Origin of the sequence: Streptomyces albidochromogenes (assembly GCF_005981925.1) — a bacterium.
GTDB lineage: Bacteria > Actinomycetota > Actinomycetes > Streptomycetales > Streptomycetaceae > Streptomyces > Streptomyces albidochromogenes.
Genome location: NZ_VBVX01000156.1, coordinates 1 through 15,559 on the forward strand (window position 1 = coordinate 1; position 15,559 = coordinate 15,559).

General features: G+C 73.0%; 14 protein-coding genes and 1 pseudogene. 9 read left to right on the plus strand and 6 right to left on the minus strand.

The features are described from left to right. Positions 1-290: 290 nt before the first annotated feature. Positions 291-1,160, plus strand: coding sequence for an esterase/lipase family protein (locus tag E2E34_RS20255; protein WP_138903335.1), 870 nt, complete (start codon positions 291-293; stop codon positions 1,158-1,160). A 63-nt stretch (positions 1,161-1,223) separates the two neighbouring features. Here the strand turns inward: E2E34_RS20255 and E2E34_RS20260 are convergent, their stop codons facing one another. Next, complete coding sequence (locus E2E34_RS20260; RefSeq protein ID WP_138903336.1) at positions 1,224-2,276, minus strand: lytic polysaccharide monooxygenase auxiliary activity family 9 protein; 1,053 nt, start codon at positions 2,274-2,276, stop codon at positions 1,224-1,226. 229 nt (positions 2,277-2,505) lie between these two features. After that, complete coding sequence (locus tag E2E34_RS20265) at positions 2,506-3,201, minus strand: response regulator (protein ID WP_208765287.1); 696 nt, start codon at positions 3,199-3,201, stop codon at positions 2,506-2,508. Between the two features lie 142 nt (positions 3,202-3,343). Here E2E34_RS20265 and E2E34_RS20270 point away from each other — a divergent pair, with 142 nt between their 5' ends. From E2E34_RS20270 to E2E34_RS20295, 6 genes are read left to right on the plus strand one after another with little or no spacing between them, the layout of a single operon-like run. Continuing rightward, on the plus strand, positions 3,344-4,327 hold the full coding sequence (locus E2E34_RS20270) for a Bug family tripartite tricarboxylate transporter substrate binding protein (protein WP_138903337.1): 984 nt from the start codon (positions 3,344-3,346) through the stop codon (positions 4,325-4,327). Next, positions 4,324-4,857 carry a tripartite tricarboxylate transporter TctB family protein gene (locus E2E34_RS20275; protein ID WP_244315920.1) on the plus strand — a complete coding sequence of 178 codons (534 nt, stop codon included), beginning with the start codon at positions 4,324-4,326 and terminating at the stop codon, positions 4,855-4,857. The genes E2E34_RS20270 and E2E34_RS20275 overlap by 4 nt, the downstream gene beginning before the upstream one ends. A 3-nt stretch (positions 4,858-4,860) precedes the next feature. Next, complete coding sequence (locus E2E34_RS20280; RefSeq protein ID WP_138903338.1) at positions 4,861-6,360, plus strand: tripartite tricarboxylate transporter permease; 1,500 nt, start codon at positions 4,861-4,863, stop codon at positions 6,358-6,360. Next, the gene (locus E2E34_RS20285) at positions 6,357-6,809 is read left to right on the plus strand and encodes a GNAT family N-acetyltransferase (RefSeq protein ID WP_138903339.1); all 453 of its coding nucleotides are present in this window, start codon (positions 6,357-6,359) and stop codon (positions 6,807-6,809) included. The genes E2E34_RS20280 and E2E34_RS20285 overlap by 4 nt, the downstream gene beginning before the upstream one ends. 36 nt (positions 6,810-6,845) lie before the next feature. Then, positions 6,846-7,949, plus strand: a complete 1,104-nt coding sequence (locus tag E2E34_RS20290; RefSeq protein WP_138903340.1) for a methyltransferase domain-containing protein — start codon at positions 6,846-6,848, stop codon at positions 7,947-7,949. Positions 7,950-7,979: 30 nt separating this feature from the next. After that, positions 7,980-8,618: a hypothetical protein gene (locus E2E34_RS20295; protein ID WP_138903341.1), complete on the plus strand. Its 639-nt coding sequence runs from the start codon at positions 7,980-7,982 to the stop codon at positions 8,616-8,618. A gap of 17 nt (positions 8,619-8,635) precedes the next feature. Here E2E34_RS20295 and E2E34_RS20300 read toward each other — a convergent pair whose 3' ends face one another. Then, positions 8,636-9,139: a ribonuclease FAU-1 family protein gene (locus E2E34_RS20300; protein ID WP_138903342.1), complete on the minus strand. Its 504-nt coding sequence runs from the start codon at positions 9,137-9,139 to the stop codon at positions 8,636-8,638. Further along, positions 9,120-10,040, minus strand: coding sequence for a GNAT family N-acetyltransferase (locus E2E34_RS20305; protein WP_138903343.1), 921 nt, complete (start codon positions 10,038-10,040; stop codon positions 9,120-9,122). Before E2E34_RS20305 ends, E2E34_RS20300 begins: the two co-directional genes overlap by 20 nt. Before the next feature lie 70 nt (positions 10,041-10,110). Between E2E34_RS20305 and E2E34_RS20310 the strand changes: the two genes are divergently transcribed. Then, positions 10,111-10,485 carry a GntR family transcriptional regulator gene (locus E2E34_RS20310; RefSeq protein WP_208765288.1) on the plus strand — a complete coding sequence of 125 codons (375 nt, stop codon included), beginning with the start codon at positions 10,111-10,113 and terminating at the stop codon, positions 10,483-10,485. A gap of 227 nt (positions 10,486-10,712) precedes the next feature. Here the strand turns inward: E2E34_RS20310 and E2E34_RS20315 are convergent, their stop codons facing one another. Then, the gene (locus E2E34_RS20315; RefSeq protein ID WP_138903345.1) at positions 10,713-11,822 is read right to left on the minus strand and encodes a DUF5925 domain-containing protein; all 1,110 of its coding nucleotides are present in this window, start codon (positions 11,820-11,822) and stop codon (positions 10,713-10,715) included. A gap of 141 nt (positions 11,823-11,963) precedes the next feature. Here E2E34_RS20315 and E2E34_RS20320 point away from each other — a divergent pair, with 141 nt between their 5' ends. After that, positions 11,964-13,391 (plus strand): glycoside hydrolase family protein, encoded by a 1,428-nt coding sequence (locus E2E34_RS20320; protein ID WP_138903346.1) that lies wholly within the window; start codon positions 11,964-11,966, stop codon positions 13,389-13,391. A 43-nt stretch (positions 13,392-13,434) separates the two neighbouring features. On the opposite strand, the pseudogene E2E34_RS20325 reads toward E2E34_RS20320, so the two are convergent. Continuing rightward, positions 13,435-15,559, minus strand: a pseudogene (locus tag E2E34_RS20325) (lipopolysaccharide biosynthesis protein); the annotation flags it as partial.

Here is a 15,559-nt window from a genome sequence, read left to right on the forward strand (position 1 = left end):
GTCGTGCCCGGCGGTTCGCCGGGTGGGCCGGCGCGGGGTCGCGTTCCGGTGGTGACTGACGGCCGCGTCGGTGGAGGGCTGCGCCCCGCCGTGCGACGGCGGCTCGACGCGGCCCGGCCGGCGGCGAGCGGCTCAGGCGTCCGCCGTACCCCGCTGGTTGACTCTTCGTCAACTTTTACCTACGCGTCACTTCACTCCTCACCTACTCGCGCGTAATTTAGCCGCAGCACGGCATCAGTGTGATCCGGATCACGCCGCCCTTTCCCCTTGAGCCGCAAGGAGATCACCCGATGCTGCCCTGGAAGCACGCCCTCAGACCGGCCGCCGCCCTGCTCCTCGCCCTCGCCGTCATCCTCGGCCTCACCACCACCGCCACGGCGAGCACCGCGTCCGCCGCCCCCACCAGCGGATGGAACAACTACTCCTGCAAGCCGTCCAGCACCCACCCCCGCCCGGTGGTCCTCGTCCACGGCACCTTCGGCAACTCCGTCGACAACTGGCTCGGCCTCGCCCCGTACCTGGTCAAACGCGGCTACTGCGTCTTCTCCCTCGACTACGGGCAACTCCCCGACGTGCCCTTCTTCCACGGCCTCGGCCCCATCGACAAGTCGGCGCAACAGCTGGACACCTTCGTCGACAAGGTGCTCGCCGCCACCGGCGCCCCCGAGGCCGATCTCGTGGGCCACTCCCAGGGCGGCATGATGCCGCGTCACTACCTCAAGTTCCTCGGCGGGGCGGACGAGGTGAACGCCCTCGTCGGCATCGCGCCCGACAACCACGGCACGACGCTCCTCGGCCTCACCAACCTCCTGCCGTACTTCCCCGGCGTCGGCCACCTGCTGACCACCAAGACCCCCTCCCTCGCCGACCAGGTCGCCGGGTCCGCCTTCCTGACCAAGCTCAACGCGGGCGGCGACACCGTTCCCGGCGTGCGGTACACGGTCATCGCGACCCGGTACGACGAGGTGGTCACCCCGTACCGCTCGCAGTTCCTGGACGGTCCCGGCGTACTGAACGTCCTGCTCCAGGACCTGTGCCCCGTCGACCTCTCCGAGCACGTGGCGATCGGCCTGATCGACCGGATCGCGTTCCACGAGGTGGCCAACGCCCTCGACCCGGGCCGGGCCACCCCCACCACCTGCGCGTCTGCCCTCGGCTGAGCACGGGGCTGCCGCCCCCACCCGGGAAACGAGGTGGGGGCGGCAGCGGTCGTAGGGGCCCGGTCAGCGGCGGGCGGCCCTGCGGCGGACCGAGCCGAACATCACCGCGGCGCCGACGGCGAGCGCGGCGGCGCCGCCGATCGCGATGTACGGCGTGGTGCTGTCCCCGCCCGTCTCGGCCAGGTTCTCACCGGCGGCCGGGGTGACCGGCCGCGTGGCGTCGCTCTTGGCCTCCGGCGCGTTGACGCCGGGCTCCTCGGACGGCTTCCCGGCGGCGGGCTCGGCCGCCTCGTCGCCGGCGGGCCGGCCGTCGTCCCGGCCGGTGGCCGGGGCGGTCTCCCCGGCGCCGGTCTCGTGGTCGTCGTCGCCGTGGCCGCCGTGCTCCACGGACGACTCGTCGGCGCCGTCCGCGATGTCCTGCTCGCTGGGCGCGGACGCGACCGGGGCGGGGGCGGCGCCCGAGCCGCCGCCGGTGTCCTTGCCGAACACCACGTCGGAGCAGGTGTAGAAGGCCTCGGGGCTGTCCGAGCGCTGCCAGACGCTGTAGACGAGGTGACGGCCCGACTTGCCCGGCACGGTGCCGTCGAACACGTAGTCACCGTTCTCCATGCGGGGGTCCGTGACGCTCACGAAGGGCTCGGCCTCCAGGTCGGACCACTTCAGCGGCTTCGCCGGGTCGTACCCGTCCTTGGTGATGTACAGCTCGAACGAGCCCTTGTGCGGGGCGGTGCCCTTGTAGCGGAAGGTGTGCTTGCCCGCGGCGAGCGAGGAGGCGGGCCAGTCGGCGCGCGGCAGGTCCAGCCCCTTGTACTTGTCGTTGCCCGCGCTGCACAGTTCGCCGTCCGGGATCAACTGCTGGTGCTTCCCGGCCGCGTTCGCGATGTTCACCGCGTTCCAGTCGTAGAACGCCTGCGCGCCGCTGGCCGCGACCGCCGCCTTGCACGCCGCCGAGTCGGGGCTCTCCGGGCCCTGCGCGTAACAGGCCGACACCCGGGAGACCGGGTCGGTCATCGATCCGTGGGCGGCGGCCGGAGCGGCGGTCAGGGCGGTCAGCGCCAGCGGTGCGAGACCGAGGGCGGCGACGGAGGCTGCGGTACGACGGCGACGAGCGGTCATCGGGACGTTCTCCTTGCGGTGGGAAGCATGCGGGGCACGGGGACGGGGATCGAGTCCGGCGGCGCGGCCCCCCGAGACCAGCGGCGCCGACGGACTGAACCCCGCCCCGGCGATCAGCACGCTAGCCCCAGGCATCGGCGAAAACCCCTGCTGAGGGCAGGGAACGGCGATCCTTATGGTGCCTTTAAGGAGCCACTCAGCGATCGTTAAGAACGACCCCGGTCCCGCGTCAGCCGACCCACCGGTAGCGGCGCTCCGGGCGGCCCGTCCCGCCGTACCGCAGCGTCACCTCGGCGCGGCCCGTGGCGGCGAAGTACTCCAGGTAGCGGCGGGTGCTCACGCGGGACAGCGACCCGGCCTCGGCGCACTCGGAGGCGGACAGGCCCCCCGGGTGCTCGCGCAACGTGCGCTCCACCAGCTCCGCCGTGTGCGCCGCGAGGCCCTTGGGCAGCTCGCGCGAGCCCGGCGGGCGGGTCCCGAAGATCCGGTCGACGTCGGCCTGGCGCGCCTCGCCCTGCTCGGCGAGCTCGTCGAAGCGGGCGCGCATCGACGCCACGTGCCGCAACTGCTCCTGCAGCGCCGCCTGGTTGAACGGCTTGATCAGGTAGTGCAGGGCGCCCGCCCGCAGCGCCGCCCGGATGATCTCCGCGTCGCGGGCCGCCGTGATGAACAGGGCGTCCACGGTGTGCCCGGTGGCGTGCCGCTCCTCCGCCGCGCGCAGCTCGCGCAGGACCCCGATCCCGTCCATGTCCGGCAGGTACACGTCGAGGAGGACCAGATCGGGACGCAGCCGCTCGGCCGCGCGCAGCGCCTCGGCGCCGCTGTGCGCCACCGCGACGACGGTGAACCCGTCCATCGCGGACACACAGCGGCTGTGCAGCTTGGCGACCATGAAGTCGTCGTCCACCACCAGCACCTTGGTCACCGCGCAAGGCTAGGGCGCGACCACAACGACCACAACGTCCGTTGATTGCGGAAGGGAGACAGCTTGTGCACGCGCGGGCAACATGTGGGCCACTTCACAACTTCCCGTGAAACCCCAGCTCACACGACAGGTGGTGGCACAGGTGCGCGTGCGCACTCCCCTCGCCCTGCTCGGGGCGGCACTGCTGGTACTGGTGGGGCCGCCGCTGCTCACCACGGGCAGCGGCGCCGACACCGGCACGCAGATCCCCGGCCTGCGCTTCATGGTTCCCAACACACCCGGCGGCGGCTACGACATCACGGCCCGTACGGCCGCGAAGAACGCCGAGGACGCCGGCCTCACCCACAACATCGAGGTGTTCAACCTGCCGGGCGCCGGCGGCACCGTCGGCCTCACCCGGCTCGTCGGCGAACACGGCAACGGCAGGCTCGCCATGTCGATGGGCCTCGGCGTCGTCGGAGCCGTACACACCAACAAGTCGCCGAAGACCCTCGGTGACACGACCCCGATCGCCCGGCTCACCGAGGAGCAGGACATCGTCGTCGTCGCCAAGGACTCCCCGTACAAGACCATCGACGACCTCGTCGCCGCATGGCGGAAGGACCCCGCCAGGCTCCCCGTCGGCGGCGGCTCCTCACCCGGCGGGCCCGACCACCTCGCCCCCATGCTGATGGCGCAGGCCGCCGGCATCGAGCCGAAGTCCGTCAACTACGTCCCGTTCGACGGCGGCGGCGAACTGCTCGCGTCCATCCTCGGCAACAAGGTCGCCTTCGGCGTCTCGGGCGTCGGCGAGTACCTCGACCAGATCGAGTCGGGCGAGCTGCGCCTGCTCGCCGTCACCGGACCCGAGCGCGTCAGGGGCCTCGACGCCCCCACCCTGCGCGAGTCGGGCCTCGACACCGAGTTCACCAACTGGCGTGGCATCGTGGCGCCGCCCGGCCTCACCGACGCCGAACGCGACAAGCTCGTCACGCTCGTCGAGAAGCTCCACGACTCGCCCGAATGGCGGGAGTCGATGAGGAAGAACGGCTGGGACGACGCGTTCCTGACCGGGAGTGCGTTCGGCGACTTCCTGGACGAGCAGGACAAGCGCGTGGACGCCGTGCTGAAGGAGCTGGGGCTGTGACCACCGGAAACCCCACCCCGGCCGAGGCCCGCACACCCCGGTCCTGGCTGCGCGAGCACTCCGAGATCGGCGTCGGCGCGATGCTGCTGCTGCTCGGCGTCCTCGTGCTCACCGACGCCCTCACCATGGACGTCGGCCTCACCCAGCGCGGCCCCGTCGGCCCCCGGACGGTCCCGGTCGTCGTCGGGACCGGCCTGCTGCTCGTCGCCGTACTCCTCACCGTCGACGTCCTGCGCGGCGGCCGGGGCGAGGCCGAGGGCGGCGAGGACATCGACCTCAGCGAGCCCGGCGACTGGCGTACGGTGCTGCTCCTCGCCGGCGTCTTCCTCGGCAACGCGGTCCTCATCGGCCCGCTCGGCTTCCCCGTCTCCGGAGCCCTGCTCTTCTGGGGATCGGCGTACGCGCTGGGCAGCCGCCACTACGACCGCGACCCGCTCATCGCCGCCGGCCTCTCCCTCCTCACCTTCTTCGTCTTCGACAACCTGCTCGGAGTCCCGCTCCCCGGTGGCCCCCTGATGGAGGTGCTCTGAGTCATGGACTCCCTCAACTCCCTTCTCGACGGCTTCGGTACGGCCCTCACCCCGGTCAACCTGCTCTGGGCCGCGATCGGCGTCCTGCTCGGCACCGCCATCGGCGTCCTGCCCGGCATCGGCCCCGCGATGGCCGTCGCCCTGCTGCTCCCCGTGACGTACGGGCTGGAGCCCACCGGCGCGTTCATCATGTTCGCGGGCATCTACTACGGCGCCATGTTCGGCGGCTCCACCACCTCGATCCTCCTCAACACCCCCGGCGAGAGCGCGGCGGTGGTCGCTGCCATCGAAGGCAACCCGATGGCGAAGGCGGGACGCGGCGCGCAGGCGCTGGCGGCCGCCGCCGTCGGCCACTTCGCGGGCGGCATGATCGGCACGATCCTGCTGGTGGTGCTCGCCCCGACCGTCGCCTCACTGGCCGTGGACATCGGCGCGCCCGACTACTTCGCCCTCATGGTGCTCGCCTTCATCGCCGTGACGTCCGTACTCGGCTCGTCCCGCGTCAGGGGCGCGGCGTCGCTGCTCATCGGCCTCACCATCGGACTCGTCGGCCTCGACCACATGACCGGCCAGCAGCGCCTGACCTTCGGCTCCCTCCAGCTCGCCGACGGCATCGACGTCGTGATCGTCGCGGTCGGCCTCTTCGCGATCGGCGAGGCCCTGTGGGTCGCCGCCCACCTGCGGCGCGGTGGGCCCGAACCCATCCCGGTCGGCCGCCCCTGGCTCGGCGGACAGGACGTGCGGCGCACCTGGAAGCCCTGGCTGCGCGGGCCCCTCATCGGCTTCCCGTTCGGCGCCGTACCGGCCGGCGGCGCGGAGATCCCGACGTTCCTCTCGTACGTCACCGAGAAGCGCCTGTCCCCGCACAAGGAGGAGTTCGGAAAGGGCGCGATCGAGGGCGTGGCGGGACCGGAGTCGGCCGCCTCCGCCTCCGCGGCCGGCACCCTCGTCTCGATGCTGACGCTCGGCCTGCCGACGACGGCCGTCGCCGCCGTCATGCTGGCCGCCTTCCAGCAGTACGGCATCCAGCCCGGCCCCCTGCTCTTCGAGCGCGAACCCGACCTGGTGTGGGGCCTGATCGCCTCGCTCTTCGTCGGCATGGTGCTGCTGCTCCTGCTCAACCTGCCGCTGGCGCCGCTGTGGGCGAAGCTGCTGCGCGTCCCGCGCCCGTACCTCTACGCGGGGATCCTCTTCTTCGCGGCGGTCGGCGCGTACGCCGTGGGAGGCGAGGCGCTCGACCTGGTGATCCTGCTGGTCATCGGCCTCATCGGGTTCGGCATGCGGCGGTACGGGCTGCCGGTGCTGCCGGCCGTGATCGGCGTCATCCTCGGCCCGGCCGCCGAACAGCAACTGCGCAGAGCGCTCCAGATCAGCGACGGCAGCGCGACCGGACTGGTCGACACTCCCTTCTCGGTGACGGTCTACGCCGTCATCGCGGTCCTGCTGGCCTGGCCCTGGCTGAAGAAGGCGGTGACGCGACGCCGTCGTAACGTGTCGGCATGACCGACGCGACCATCCGCCCCGCCACCCCCGCCGACGTACCGAGGGTGAAGGCCGTGACCGACGCGGCCTACCACCACTACATCGAGCGTATCGGCGTCGTACCGGGCCCCATGGAGGCCGATCACGGCGCGAACGTCGCGGCGGGGCTGGTGTTCGTCACCGGCGAGCCCGTCGTGGGGGTCCTGGTGCTCGTCGCGCACACGGACCACCTCTGGGTGGACTCCGTCGCCGTCCACCCCGACGCCCAGGGCACCGGCACGGGCCGCCGTCTGCTCGCCTTCGTCGAGACGCACGCGCGCTCGCTCGGCCTGCCCGAGGTGCGGCTGCTGACGAACGCGAAGATGTGGGAGAACCAGAGCATGTACGCCCGTTACGGCTACGAGCGGGTGGAGCGGCGGGTGGAGGGCGAGTACGACCGCGTCCACTACCGCAAGCGGCTGCCGGCGTGAGCGCGACTGTCAGTGGCGGCTGCGACGATCGGAACCATGACGAGGACCGACTGGGACGCCACCGCCGACTCCTTCGACCGGGAGCCGGACCACGGCCTGCTCGACCCCACCGTGCGCGCGGCGTGGGCGGCGCGCATGAGGACCTGGCTGCCGGCGGACGGGCGGCCGGCCGAGGTGCTCGATCTCGGCTGCGGTACGGGCAGCTTGTCGCTCCTGGCGGTGGAGGAGGGCCACCGGGTGACGGGGGTGGACCGCTCGCCGCGCATGGTGGATCTGGCGCGGATCAAGCTCGCAGGGAAGCCGGCCGAGATCCTCGTCGGCGACGCCCACCGGCCACCGGTCGGGGAGCGGCGGTTCGACGTCGTGATGGCCCGTCATGTGCTGTGGCTGCTCCCCGACGCCGGGGCGGCGCTGCGCCACTGGTGCTCCCTGCTGAAGCCCGGCGGGCGGCTGCTGCTGATCGAGGGCGTGTGGGGCGGCGAGGGCATCCCGGCGGCCGAGCTCCTGGCGGCGCTGACCCCGCTCACCTCGCACGTACGGCACGAACCCCTGTCCGCCGACGCGGCCCTGTGGGGCCGCCCGGTCGACGACGAACGGTACGGGCTGGTCGCCTTCCCCGCCCGGTGCCCCCGCCACACCGAAGTGGTCGACGTGCACCTCATCCTGCGCCGGGGCGACGAGGTGCTGCTCTCCCGCCGGTCCGGCACCGGGTACGCGGACGGGCTGCTGCACGCCCCCTCGGGGCACGTCGAGGACGGCGAGGACGTACGGGCCGCGCTGATCCGCGAAGCGGCGGAGGAGATCGGCGTCGTGCTGAGCCCCGACGACCTGCGCGTGGCCCTGGTCATGCAGCACCGGGGACCGCGCGGCAACCCGAGGACGGGCTGGTTCTTCGCAGCGGAGTGCGGGCCGGACCTCGCACCGTACAACCGGGAACCGGACAAGTGCTCCGGGCTGGCCTGGTACCCGCTGCACGCGCTGCCCGCGGACATGGTCGCCTACTGCCGGGCCGGTCTCGACGCCTACCGGGCCGGCGAGCGCTTCGTCCTCCACTGGCACGAGGACGGCGACGCGATCGTCCACGACGCACAGGGTGTGCGACGGGCGGTCCACCTGCCGGCGACGGACCCGCCGGCCTGAGAGCGCACGCGTGTACGAGAGGATGTACGGATGAGACGTCTCCCGGGTGTGCTCGCCGCCCTGCTGCTCCCGGTGGTGCTCGGCGCCTGCGGCACCGAGACGGCGGACGGCGCCGACGGCCCGCCGCCGGCCGAACTCAGGGCGCGGGCGGGGGAGTCGGCGATCGAGCTGATCTACGTGACCGAGGCGCCGGGGTTCGAGCTGGCCGAGCAGTCCGTCGGCGTCATCGGGGACGACGGCTTCTCGGCCGCCTACGTCTCGGCCGCCACCGGCGGACAGATCCAGCTCTCCGTCGACCGGGGAAAGCTGGACGGTGCGGCCTGCCCGAAGCCGGGGGAGGACCCCTCCGGGGCAGGCGGGACCGCCGTGTGCGAACGCGACGGCGACCTCCGGTACCGCGCGACGGGCACCACCCATGAGTACGCGCGGGCGTACGACGGGCACGTGGTGCGGGTCGGCGCCGACCCGAAGGTCGTGGACCGCGCGACCCTGCGGCGCGCCGCCCAGCAGGCGCACCGGGCCGACAACGAGGAGCTGGACGAGGTGCTCCCGCCGAGCGGCCCGGGCGCCGGCGCCGGTGGCATCGGCGGCGGCGGGATGCCCGAGCGCGGCGACCTGCCCCCGGTGGGGGACGGCGCCCCCCGCGACGAGGTGGGCGCCTCGGGCTGATCCGCTCCCGCGCGGCCTCAGACGCCGAGCAGACCGGCGAAGCCCCCGCCCCGGGCGCGCTGTTCGAGATCGTCGAGCGAGCGGCTCGCCTCGGCCGCCGCATCCGGGTCGCGCGCGGCGAGCCCGCTCGCCGCGAACTCGTCCTCGTCCAGCCGCAGCACCTCGCCGCCGTCCGCCGGCACCCACAGGTCGAGGTCCAGGTCCTCGACCTCCACCCGGCCGCCGTCGACGACCGCCGGGCGCGTCACGTCGCAGTACCAGCCCTTCAGCGTGCCGTCGCCCGTTCTGACCTCCTTGACGGCGTACCACCGGTCCCGCCAGTAGTGCTCCGTGAACACGTCGCCCGGCTCGAACCGGACGAAGCCGAAGTCCCGTACCCCCGCGCCCGCCCACGGCGCGCGCACCACGAGGTGCGTGCCGTCGTCGGAGAGGACGGACGCCGGGTAGCGGATCTTCGTACGGCCGGCCTTGACGAGCACGATCTCGACGGCGCCGTCGTCCTCAGCCGAGCTCACGGACATGGCGTACCTCCGAGGCGCAGATCTCGTAACCGAACCACTGGTTGACGGCCAGCATGGGCCGGTTGTCCGCGTCGTTGCTCGTGAACGCGTCCGTGTAGCCGGCGGCCCGGGCCCGGTGCAGCGAGTCGGTCTTGGCGAGCTTCGCGAAGCCGCGGCCGCGCTGGGCACGCAGGGTGCCGGTCATGCCGGACCAGTACCGGGTGAGGCCGTCCGTGTGGGCCGCGGTGAAGGCGGCGACGCGCCCCTCGGCCATCACCACCGTGGAGAGGCCGTGGTCGAGCAGCGGATGGTTCCAGGTGTGGTTGACCCAGTCGTCGAAGTCCGTGAAGTCGGTGCTGATGTCGCTCGGCTCGTCGGCCGTGGCCTCGGCGTCGGCCTCGAACATCGGCCTCGGGTCGTCCATGAAGTCCGCCGCCGTACGGAGTTCGACCCCGGCGGGCAGCGGCGGACGCCCCGGCAGCCGGCCGTTCGCCAGGTCGAGGCGCTGGAAGTGCAGGGACCGGGTCGGCCGGTAGCCGCGCCGCTCCGCGAAGGAGCGGGACTCCGGCGTGTCCTGCACCCACGCGTAGACGGCCGTGGCGCCCTCGGCGCCGAGATGCTCCTCCGCCGCGCGCAGCAGGAGCGCGCCGGCGCCCCGGCGGCGGTGGCCGGGACCGATGTGGGGCGTGACGAAGGACTGTCCCGGTTCGGCGCTGTCGTACGCGATGCCCGCGTATGCCGTGCCGATGACCTCGCCGTCCTCCTCGGCCACCAGCATGCGCATCTTCTTGTCCGGGTGCGCGGTCTCCCGCTCGAAGGCCACCGACTCCCTGGTCGTCACCATGAAGGGGACCGAGGCCCGGCGCACCCGGATCCAGGCGTCGGTGTCGGCGGGCGAGAAATCACGAACGAGCAAGGTCATGGAGCGGCACGTTACGCGGGGGACGTCCGGTGGTGCCTCCCCTTTTCCGGCGGTGGGGGACAATCGGGCCGTGACCTTGAACATCACCATTGACGCGGACTCCGGCAGCGCTCCGTACGAGCAACTGCGCGCCCAGATCTCGGAACAGGCCCGCGCCGGCGCCCTGCCGGTGGGCTACAAGCTCCCGACCGTACGCGGCCTGGCGGAGGAGCTGGGGCTCGCCGCGAACACCGTCGCGAAGGCGTACCGGGCGCTGGAGAGCGACGGGGTGATCGAGACGCGGGGGCGGAACGGGACGTTCGTGGCGGCGGCGGGGGACGCGGCCGAGCGGCAGGCCGCGGCGGCGGCCGCGGGCTACGCGGAGCGGGCCCGGCGCCTCGGCCTCGGCCGCGCACAGGCGCTGGCGGCGGTGCAGGCCGCGCTGCGAGCGGAGTACGGGGAGTAGGGGCCGGATGCTCCGGCCCGCCGGGGCGTCTCCTCGGCAAGGCGAACACCGCACACGCCGCGAGCACCGCACACGCCGCGAGCACCGCACGCGCCGCGAGCACCGCAGCGGCCGCGACGGCCACCGGGCGAGTCCTCGGGCCGCGACCGTCACGGGGGCGAGCGCCGCACCGGCCGTGACGGCCACCGGCCAAGTCCCCGGGCCGCGACCGCCACCGGGGCGAGCCGCTACAGGTACAGCCCCGCGTCCGAGCCGCCCGGCTGGGCCGGGACCGACGCCGGACCCGTGCCGCGGCGCAGGGCGTACAGCTCCGCCAGCGTCGCGCCGTCGCGGCCGACGGCCTCCTCCCGGCCGCGCACCTCCGGGCCCAGCCACCCCAACGCCTCCGCCCGCGTCAGCGACCCGACCTCGATGCGCGCCATGCAGCGCCCGGGTCGCACCACCGCCGGGTGCAGGCGCTCCAGGTCCTCGTTGGTGGTGACGCCGACCAGGACGTTGCGCCCCTGGCCCAGCAGACCGTCCGTCAGGTTCAACAGGCGCGAAAGGGCCTGGCCCGCCGTGTGCTTGGCCTCGCCCCTGATCAGCTCGTCGCAGTCCTCCAGCAGGAGCAGCCGCCACCGGCCCTTCGCCGTGCCGTCGTCCTCGCCGATCGCGATGTCCATCAGGTAGCCGACGTCGTTGAACAGCCGCTCCGGGTCGAGGACGCAGTCGACCTGGCACCAGTCGCGCCACGAGCGCGCGAGCGTGCGCAGCGCCGACGTCTTGCCCGTTCCCGGCGGCCCGTGCAGCAGGAGCAGCCGGCCCGCGATGTCGTCCGGGGTCACCTTCATCAGCCGGTCCAGGGCTTCGGCGACCGGAGCGGTGTAGTTGGGCCGGACCTCCTCCCACGTGCCGGCGGAGATCTGGCGCGTGGTGCGGTGCGGGCCGCGGCGCGGGGAGACGTACCAGAAGCCCATCGTGACGTTGTCGGGCTGCGGTCCGGGCTCGTCCCGCACGCCGTCGGTCGCCTGCTTGAGGATCCGCTCCGCGAGCTCGGAGGTGGTGGCCGTCACCGTGACGTCCGCGCCCCGGGTCCACCGCGAGACCAGCAGCGTCCAGCCCTCGCCCTCGGCGAGCGTCGCACTGCGGTCGTCGTCGCGGGCGGCGCGCAGGATCCGGGCGGCCGGCGGCAGGAGGGTCGCGCCCGGCTTCACGCGGTCGATCGACTTGCTGTGGGAGTACGGCTGCTCGCCCGTCGCGAAACGGCCGAGGAACAGCGCGTCGACGACGTCCGACGGCGAATCGCTGTCGTCGACGTTCAGCCGGATCGGCAGAGCGGCCTCAGGGTGTGCGGACATGGCGCCCATGATCCGGCACACGGCCGCCTGCTGCACCCCGGTTTCCCACGTTCATCCTTTCCACGCGGCAGCGTGCCGTTACGTGCCAGTTCCTCTGAATACCTACCGGAATGCCAACCCCCGCCGATACGCTGGACCGTGATGGGACGCCATGGATGGGATTCCGCAGTAGGGCGGTGGCGGCTCACCGCGCTGATCGGCGTGGGCCTGGCCGCGATGGCCCTCGTACTGACGATGTGCGCCACGTACTCCGACGGGCCCGGAGGCGGCCGTGACGCGGGCACCACCGCGGACGGCGACAAGGTGCACGGCACCCCCGTGCCGCCGCGCGGAGACCCGGAGCCCGAGCTCGGCTGGGGCTTCACGCACACGCAGTACAGCGCCGACGAGGGCGACGCCGGTGCCCGGCGCCGGGCCGAGGAGACGCTGTCCGCGCAGCCGATGCCGCAGATCCAGCACATCATGGGATGGGGCGCCGAGAACCCGGAACCGTCCCCGGGCCGCTACCGGTTCGACGAGCTGGACAGCCGGATCGACCTGATCCGCAGGACCGGCGGCACCCCGGTCGTCACCCTGTGCTGCGCGCCCGACTGGATGAAGGGCGGCAAGGAGGGGGCGGACAACACCGACTGGAGCAGGAAGGCACTGGAGACCGCGCCCCTGCCCGAGCACTACGACGACTTCGCGAAGCTCGCCGGCACCGTCGCCAGGCGCTATCCCGACGTACGCCACTTCATCGTCTGGAACGAGTTCAAGGGCTTCTTCGACGACGAGCGCGGGCGCTGGAACTACGAGGGCTACACCGAGCTCTACAACCGGGTCCACGCCGAGCTGAAGAAGGTGAACAAGGCCAACCTGGTCGGCGGCCCCTACCTCGTCATGGACAGCTACGAGCCGCGCGACCCGACGTACGCCTCCGCGCTCAAGGGGCCCTGGGGCAGCGTCGACCAGCGCGTCCTCGACGCCTACGCGTACTGGAACGCGCACAAGAGGGGCGCAGACTTCGTCGTCGTGGACGGCTCCAGCTACACCCGCGACGACGAGCTGCTGCCCGACACGTTCGGCGCCACGGAGAAGCTGACGGCGGTGAGCGAGTGGATCGGCGACCGGTCGGACGGGCTGCCGGTGTGGTGGGCGGAGTACTACGTCGAACCGGGCGACGACGACGACGACCGCCACGGCTGGAGCGAACCGCGCCGTGTCGCCGTCCACGCGTCGGGCCTGATGGCGATGGCGAAAGGCGGCGCGAGCACCGCGTTCTACTGGAATCCGCAGAACAGGGGCGCCGCGTGCGCCGGATGTCTGTGGCGTTCCACGGAGCTGCGCGACGGCGGCGGGGCGCTGCCCATGATGAAGCTGCTGTCGCGGTTCGCGAAGGAGTTCCCGCCCGGCACCCGGTACGACGACACCGTGCGGACCGCCGCGGCCGAGGACGCGCCCGACGTCCGCGTCCTGGCCGACGACGAGGTCGTCCTTGTCGTGAACACCCTCGACCGGCCCGTGCGCGCGAAGGTCGACGGCACGTCGCTCGACCTGCGCGGGTACGAGGTGCGATGGCACGCGAGGTGAGGCGGGCGGCGCGCCGGGGCCGCCCCCGGCCACCCCGCTCGCCTCACGACATCGTCAGGAAGCGCTGCACCAGCGACGCCAGCAGCACGGCCACCAGCGGCAGCGAGAACCAGAACGTGCTCTGGAGCCACTGCAACTGCCGCACGCCCGGCGCCACCGCCACCCGTACGACCTCCCGCGCCGCCAGCAGCACGATCAGCGCCAGCGCGGCCAGCGCGCCCACCACCGACCACGGCGTCCAGGTGATCTTCGGACCCGGCGGGCCCGGGTCGGGCCGCGCGACCGGGCCGTCGGGCTGCTCGCGCAGCGCGTACAGCGACACGTCCGCGTTCGCCAGGACCTTCTTCAGCTCCGGCCGCTTGTCGAGACTGGCGGTCAGCCGCTTCTCCCAGGTGGGCGAGTAGCCGGCGTCGAGCCGCAGATACGTCGACTGGCTCCGGTTGATCATGAGGTACGCGTTCGGCCCCGCGGTCTTGAGCGACTTGACCAGGCCCGCCACCAGCACCGGGTCCCTGGGGGCGAGCGTCGGAACGTACCCGACCTTCTCCATGTCCCGCGCGCCCCACGGGATCGCCGGCGTGACCTCGTCGACCGGGTCGTCGCTCATCCACAGCAGCCGCACCGACGGGTCGTCGTGCGCGTACACGAACTCCATCGCGGCGACCTCCCCGCCCCGGGTCCGCTCGAAGGACTCGTTGCCCCAGCGGGAGACGAGGAAGCCGCCCATCAGGACCAGGCCCGTCAGCAGCGCGGCCAGCGGCGCGAGGCTCTTGCGGTCCGCCTCCCGCTCGGCGGCCGTGACCCCGGTCCGGGGGAACAGTGCGAGCCCGGCCAGCAGGGCCGCGCCCGGCAGCGCGAACATGAAGACGCGCAGGGCCATCTCGCCGCCGTACGACTGCATGCCGAAGCCGAGGAACGGCACGAAGGCCAGCACGAGCAGCGAGCGCTCGCTGTAGCCGGCGAAGCGCCGCCGCCACCAGCCCCAGCACGCGAGGGCCAGCACACCGCCGGCCATCGCGACCCGCACGTACAGCACCAGCTTGTGCGTCGAACTGCCGCCCTCGATACGGCCGGACACCGACGAGGTCACATTGCCGCCCACGCCGCCGACCCCGCCGAACAGTTCGTCGAAGTGCCCCGACCAGTACGGCTCCGCGAAGAAGCCGATCCAGACCGCGACCAGGACGGCGAACAGCATCGGCAGGCCGCGCAGCGTCGAGCGGCCGGCCACCACCAGGACGGCGAGCACACCGAGCATCACGAACGGCGTGAGCTGGTGGGCCGGGACGGTGGCGGCGAACAGCCCGACCAGCACCAGCAGCAGCACCGCCTTCTCGCGCCGCCCGGCCGGCCTCACCTCGGCCTCGCCCGGGCGCCGCCCGGTCCACAGCACGCGCGGCTCACGGAACCAGACCAGCAGCACCGCCACGAAGGCGAGGTACATCCCGTACGTGAAGCCCTGCGGCGAGAAGTAGTCCTGGCCGACCCAGCCGCTCAGTACGAAGATCCACGCGCCCGCCCACCGGGCGCGCCAGCCCGCCCGCATCGAGCGTGTCAGCAGGAACAGCGGCGGGAGGTAGAGGAGTTGCATGGCCGACGGCCACCACCGGATCACCGGCGCCATGTCCGTCACGCCGCACGCCTCGGCGACGAAGGCGGCCAGGGCGAAGAAGCCGGGCCAGCTCCAGCGCGCGTCGAGGTCGGGCGCCGCCGTGCCGGTCCGCTCGATGTAGTCCAGGAAGCCGAGGTGCTGCCAGGCGGTCGGGAAGCGCGGTTCGGCCTCCAGTACGGCGGGCAGCGCGTGCAGCGACACGACCGTCGCCAGCAGCGCCGCGGTCAGCAGTACCGTCCTCGGCCGGTCCAGCCACAGCAGCGAGGCGAACGACACCGCGAGCAGCCCGGCGCCCAGCAGCGTCGCCCCCGGCAGCACGGAGACCAGGCCGAGGCCGCCCATACGGTCCAGACCGGCCTCGCCGATGCCGCGCACCGGCAGCCAGTAGAGCGCCAGCGCGGCCAGGAGCAGCACGGCGACGGTGAGTTCGGGCGCGCGGGCGCGCAGGGCGGCGCGGCGCGGCGCGGGCGGTGCGCCGAGCGCCGTGGCGGCGGGCGGCACGCGCTCCTCGCTGGCCTCGGGGGACGGTGGGCCCGCCGGTACGGAGGCGGGGGAG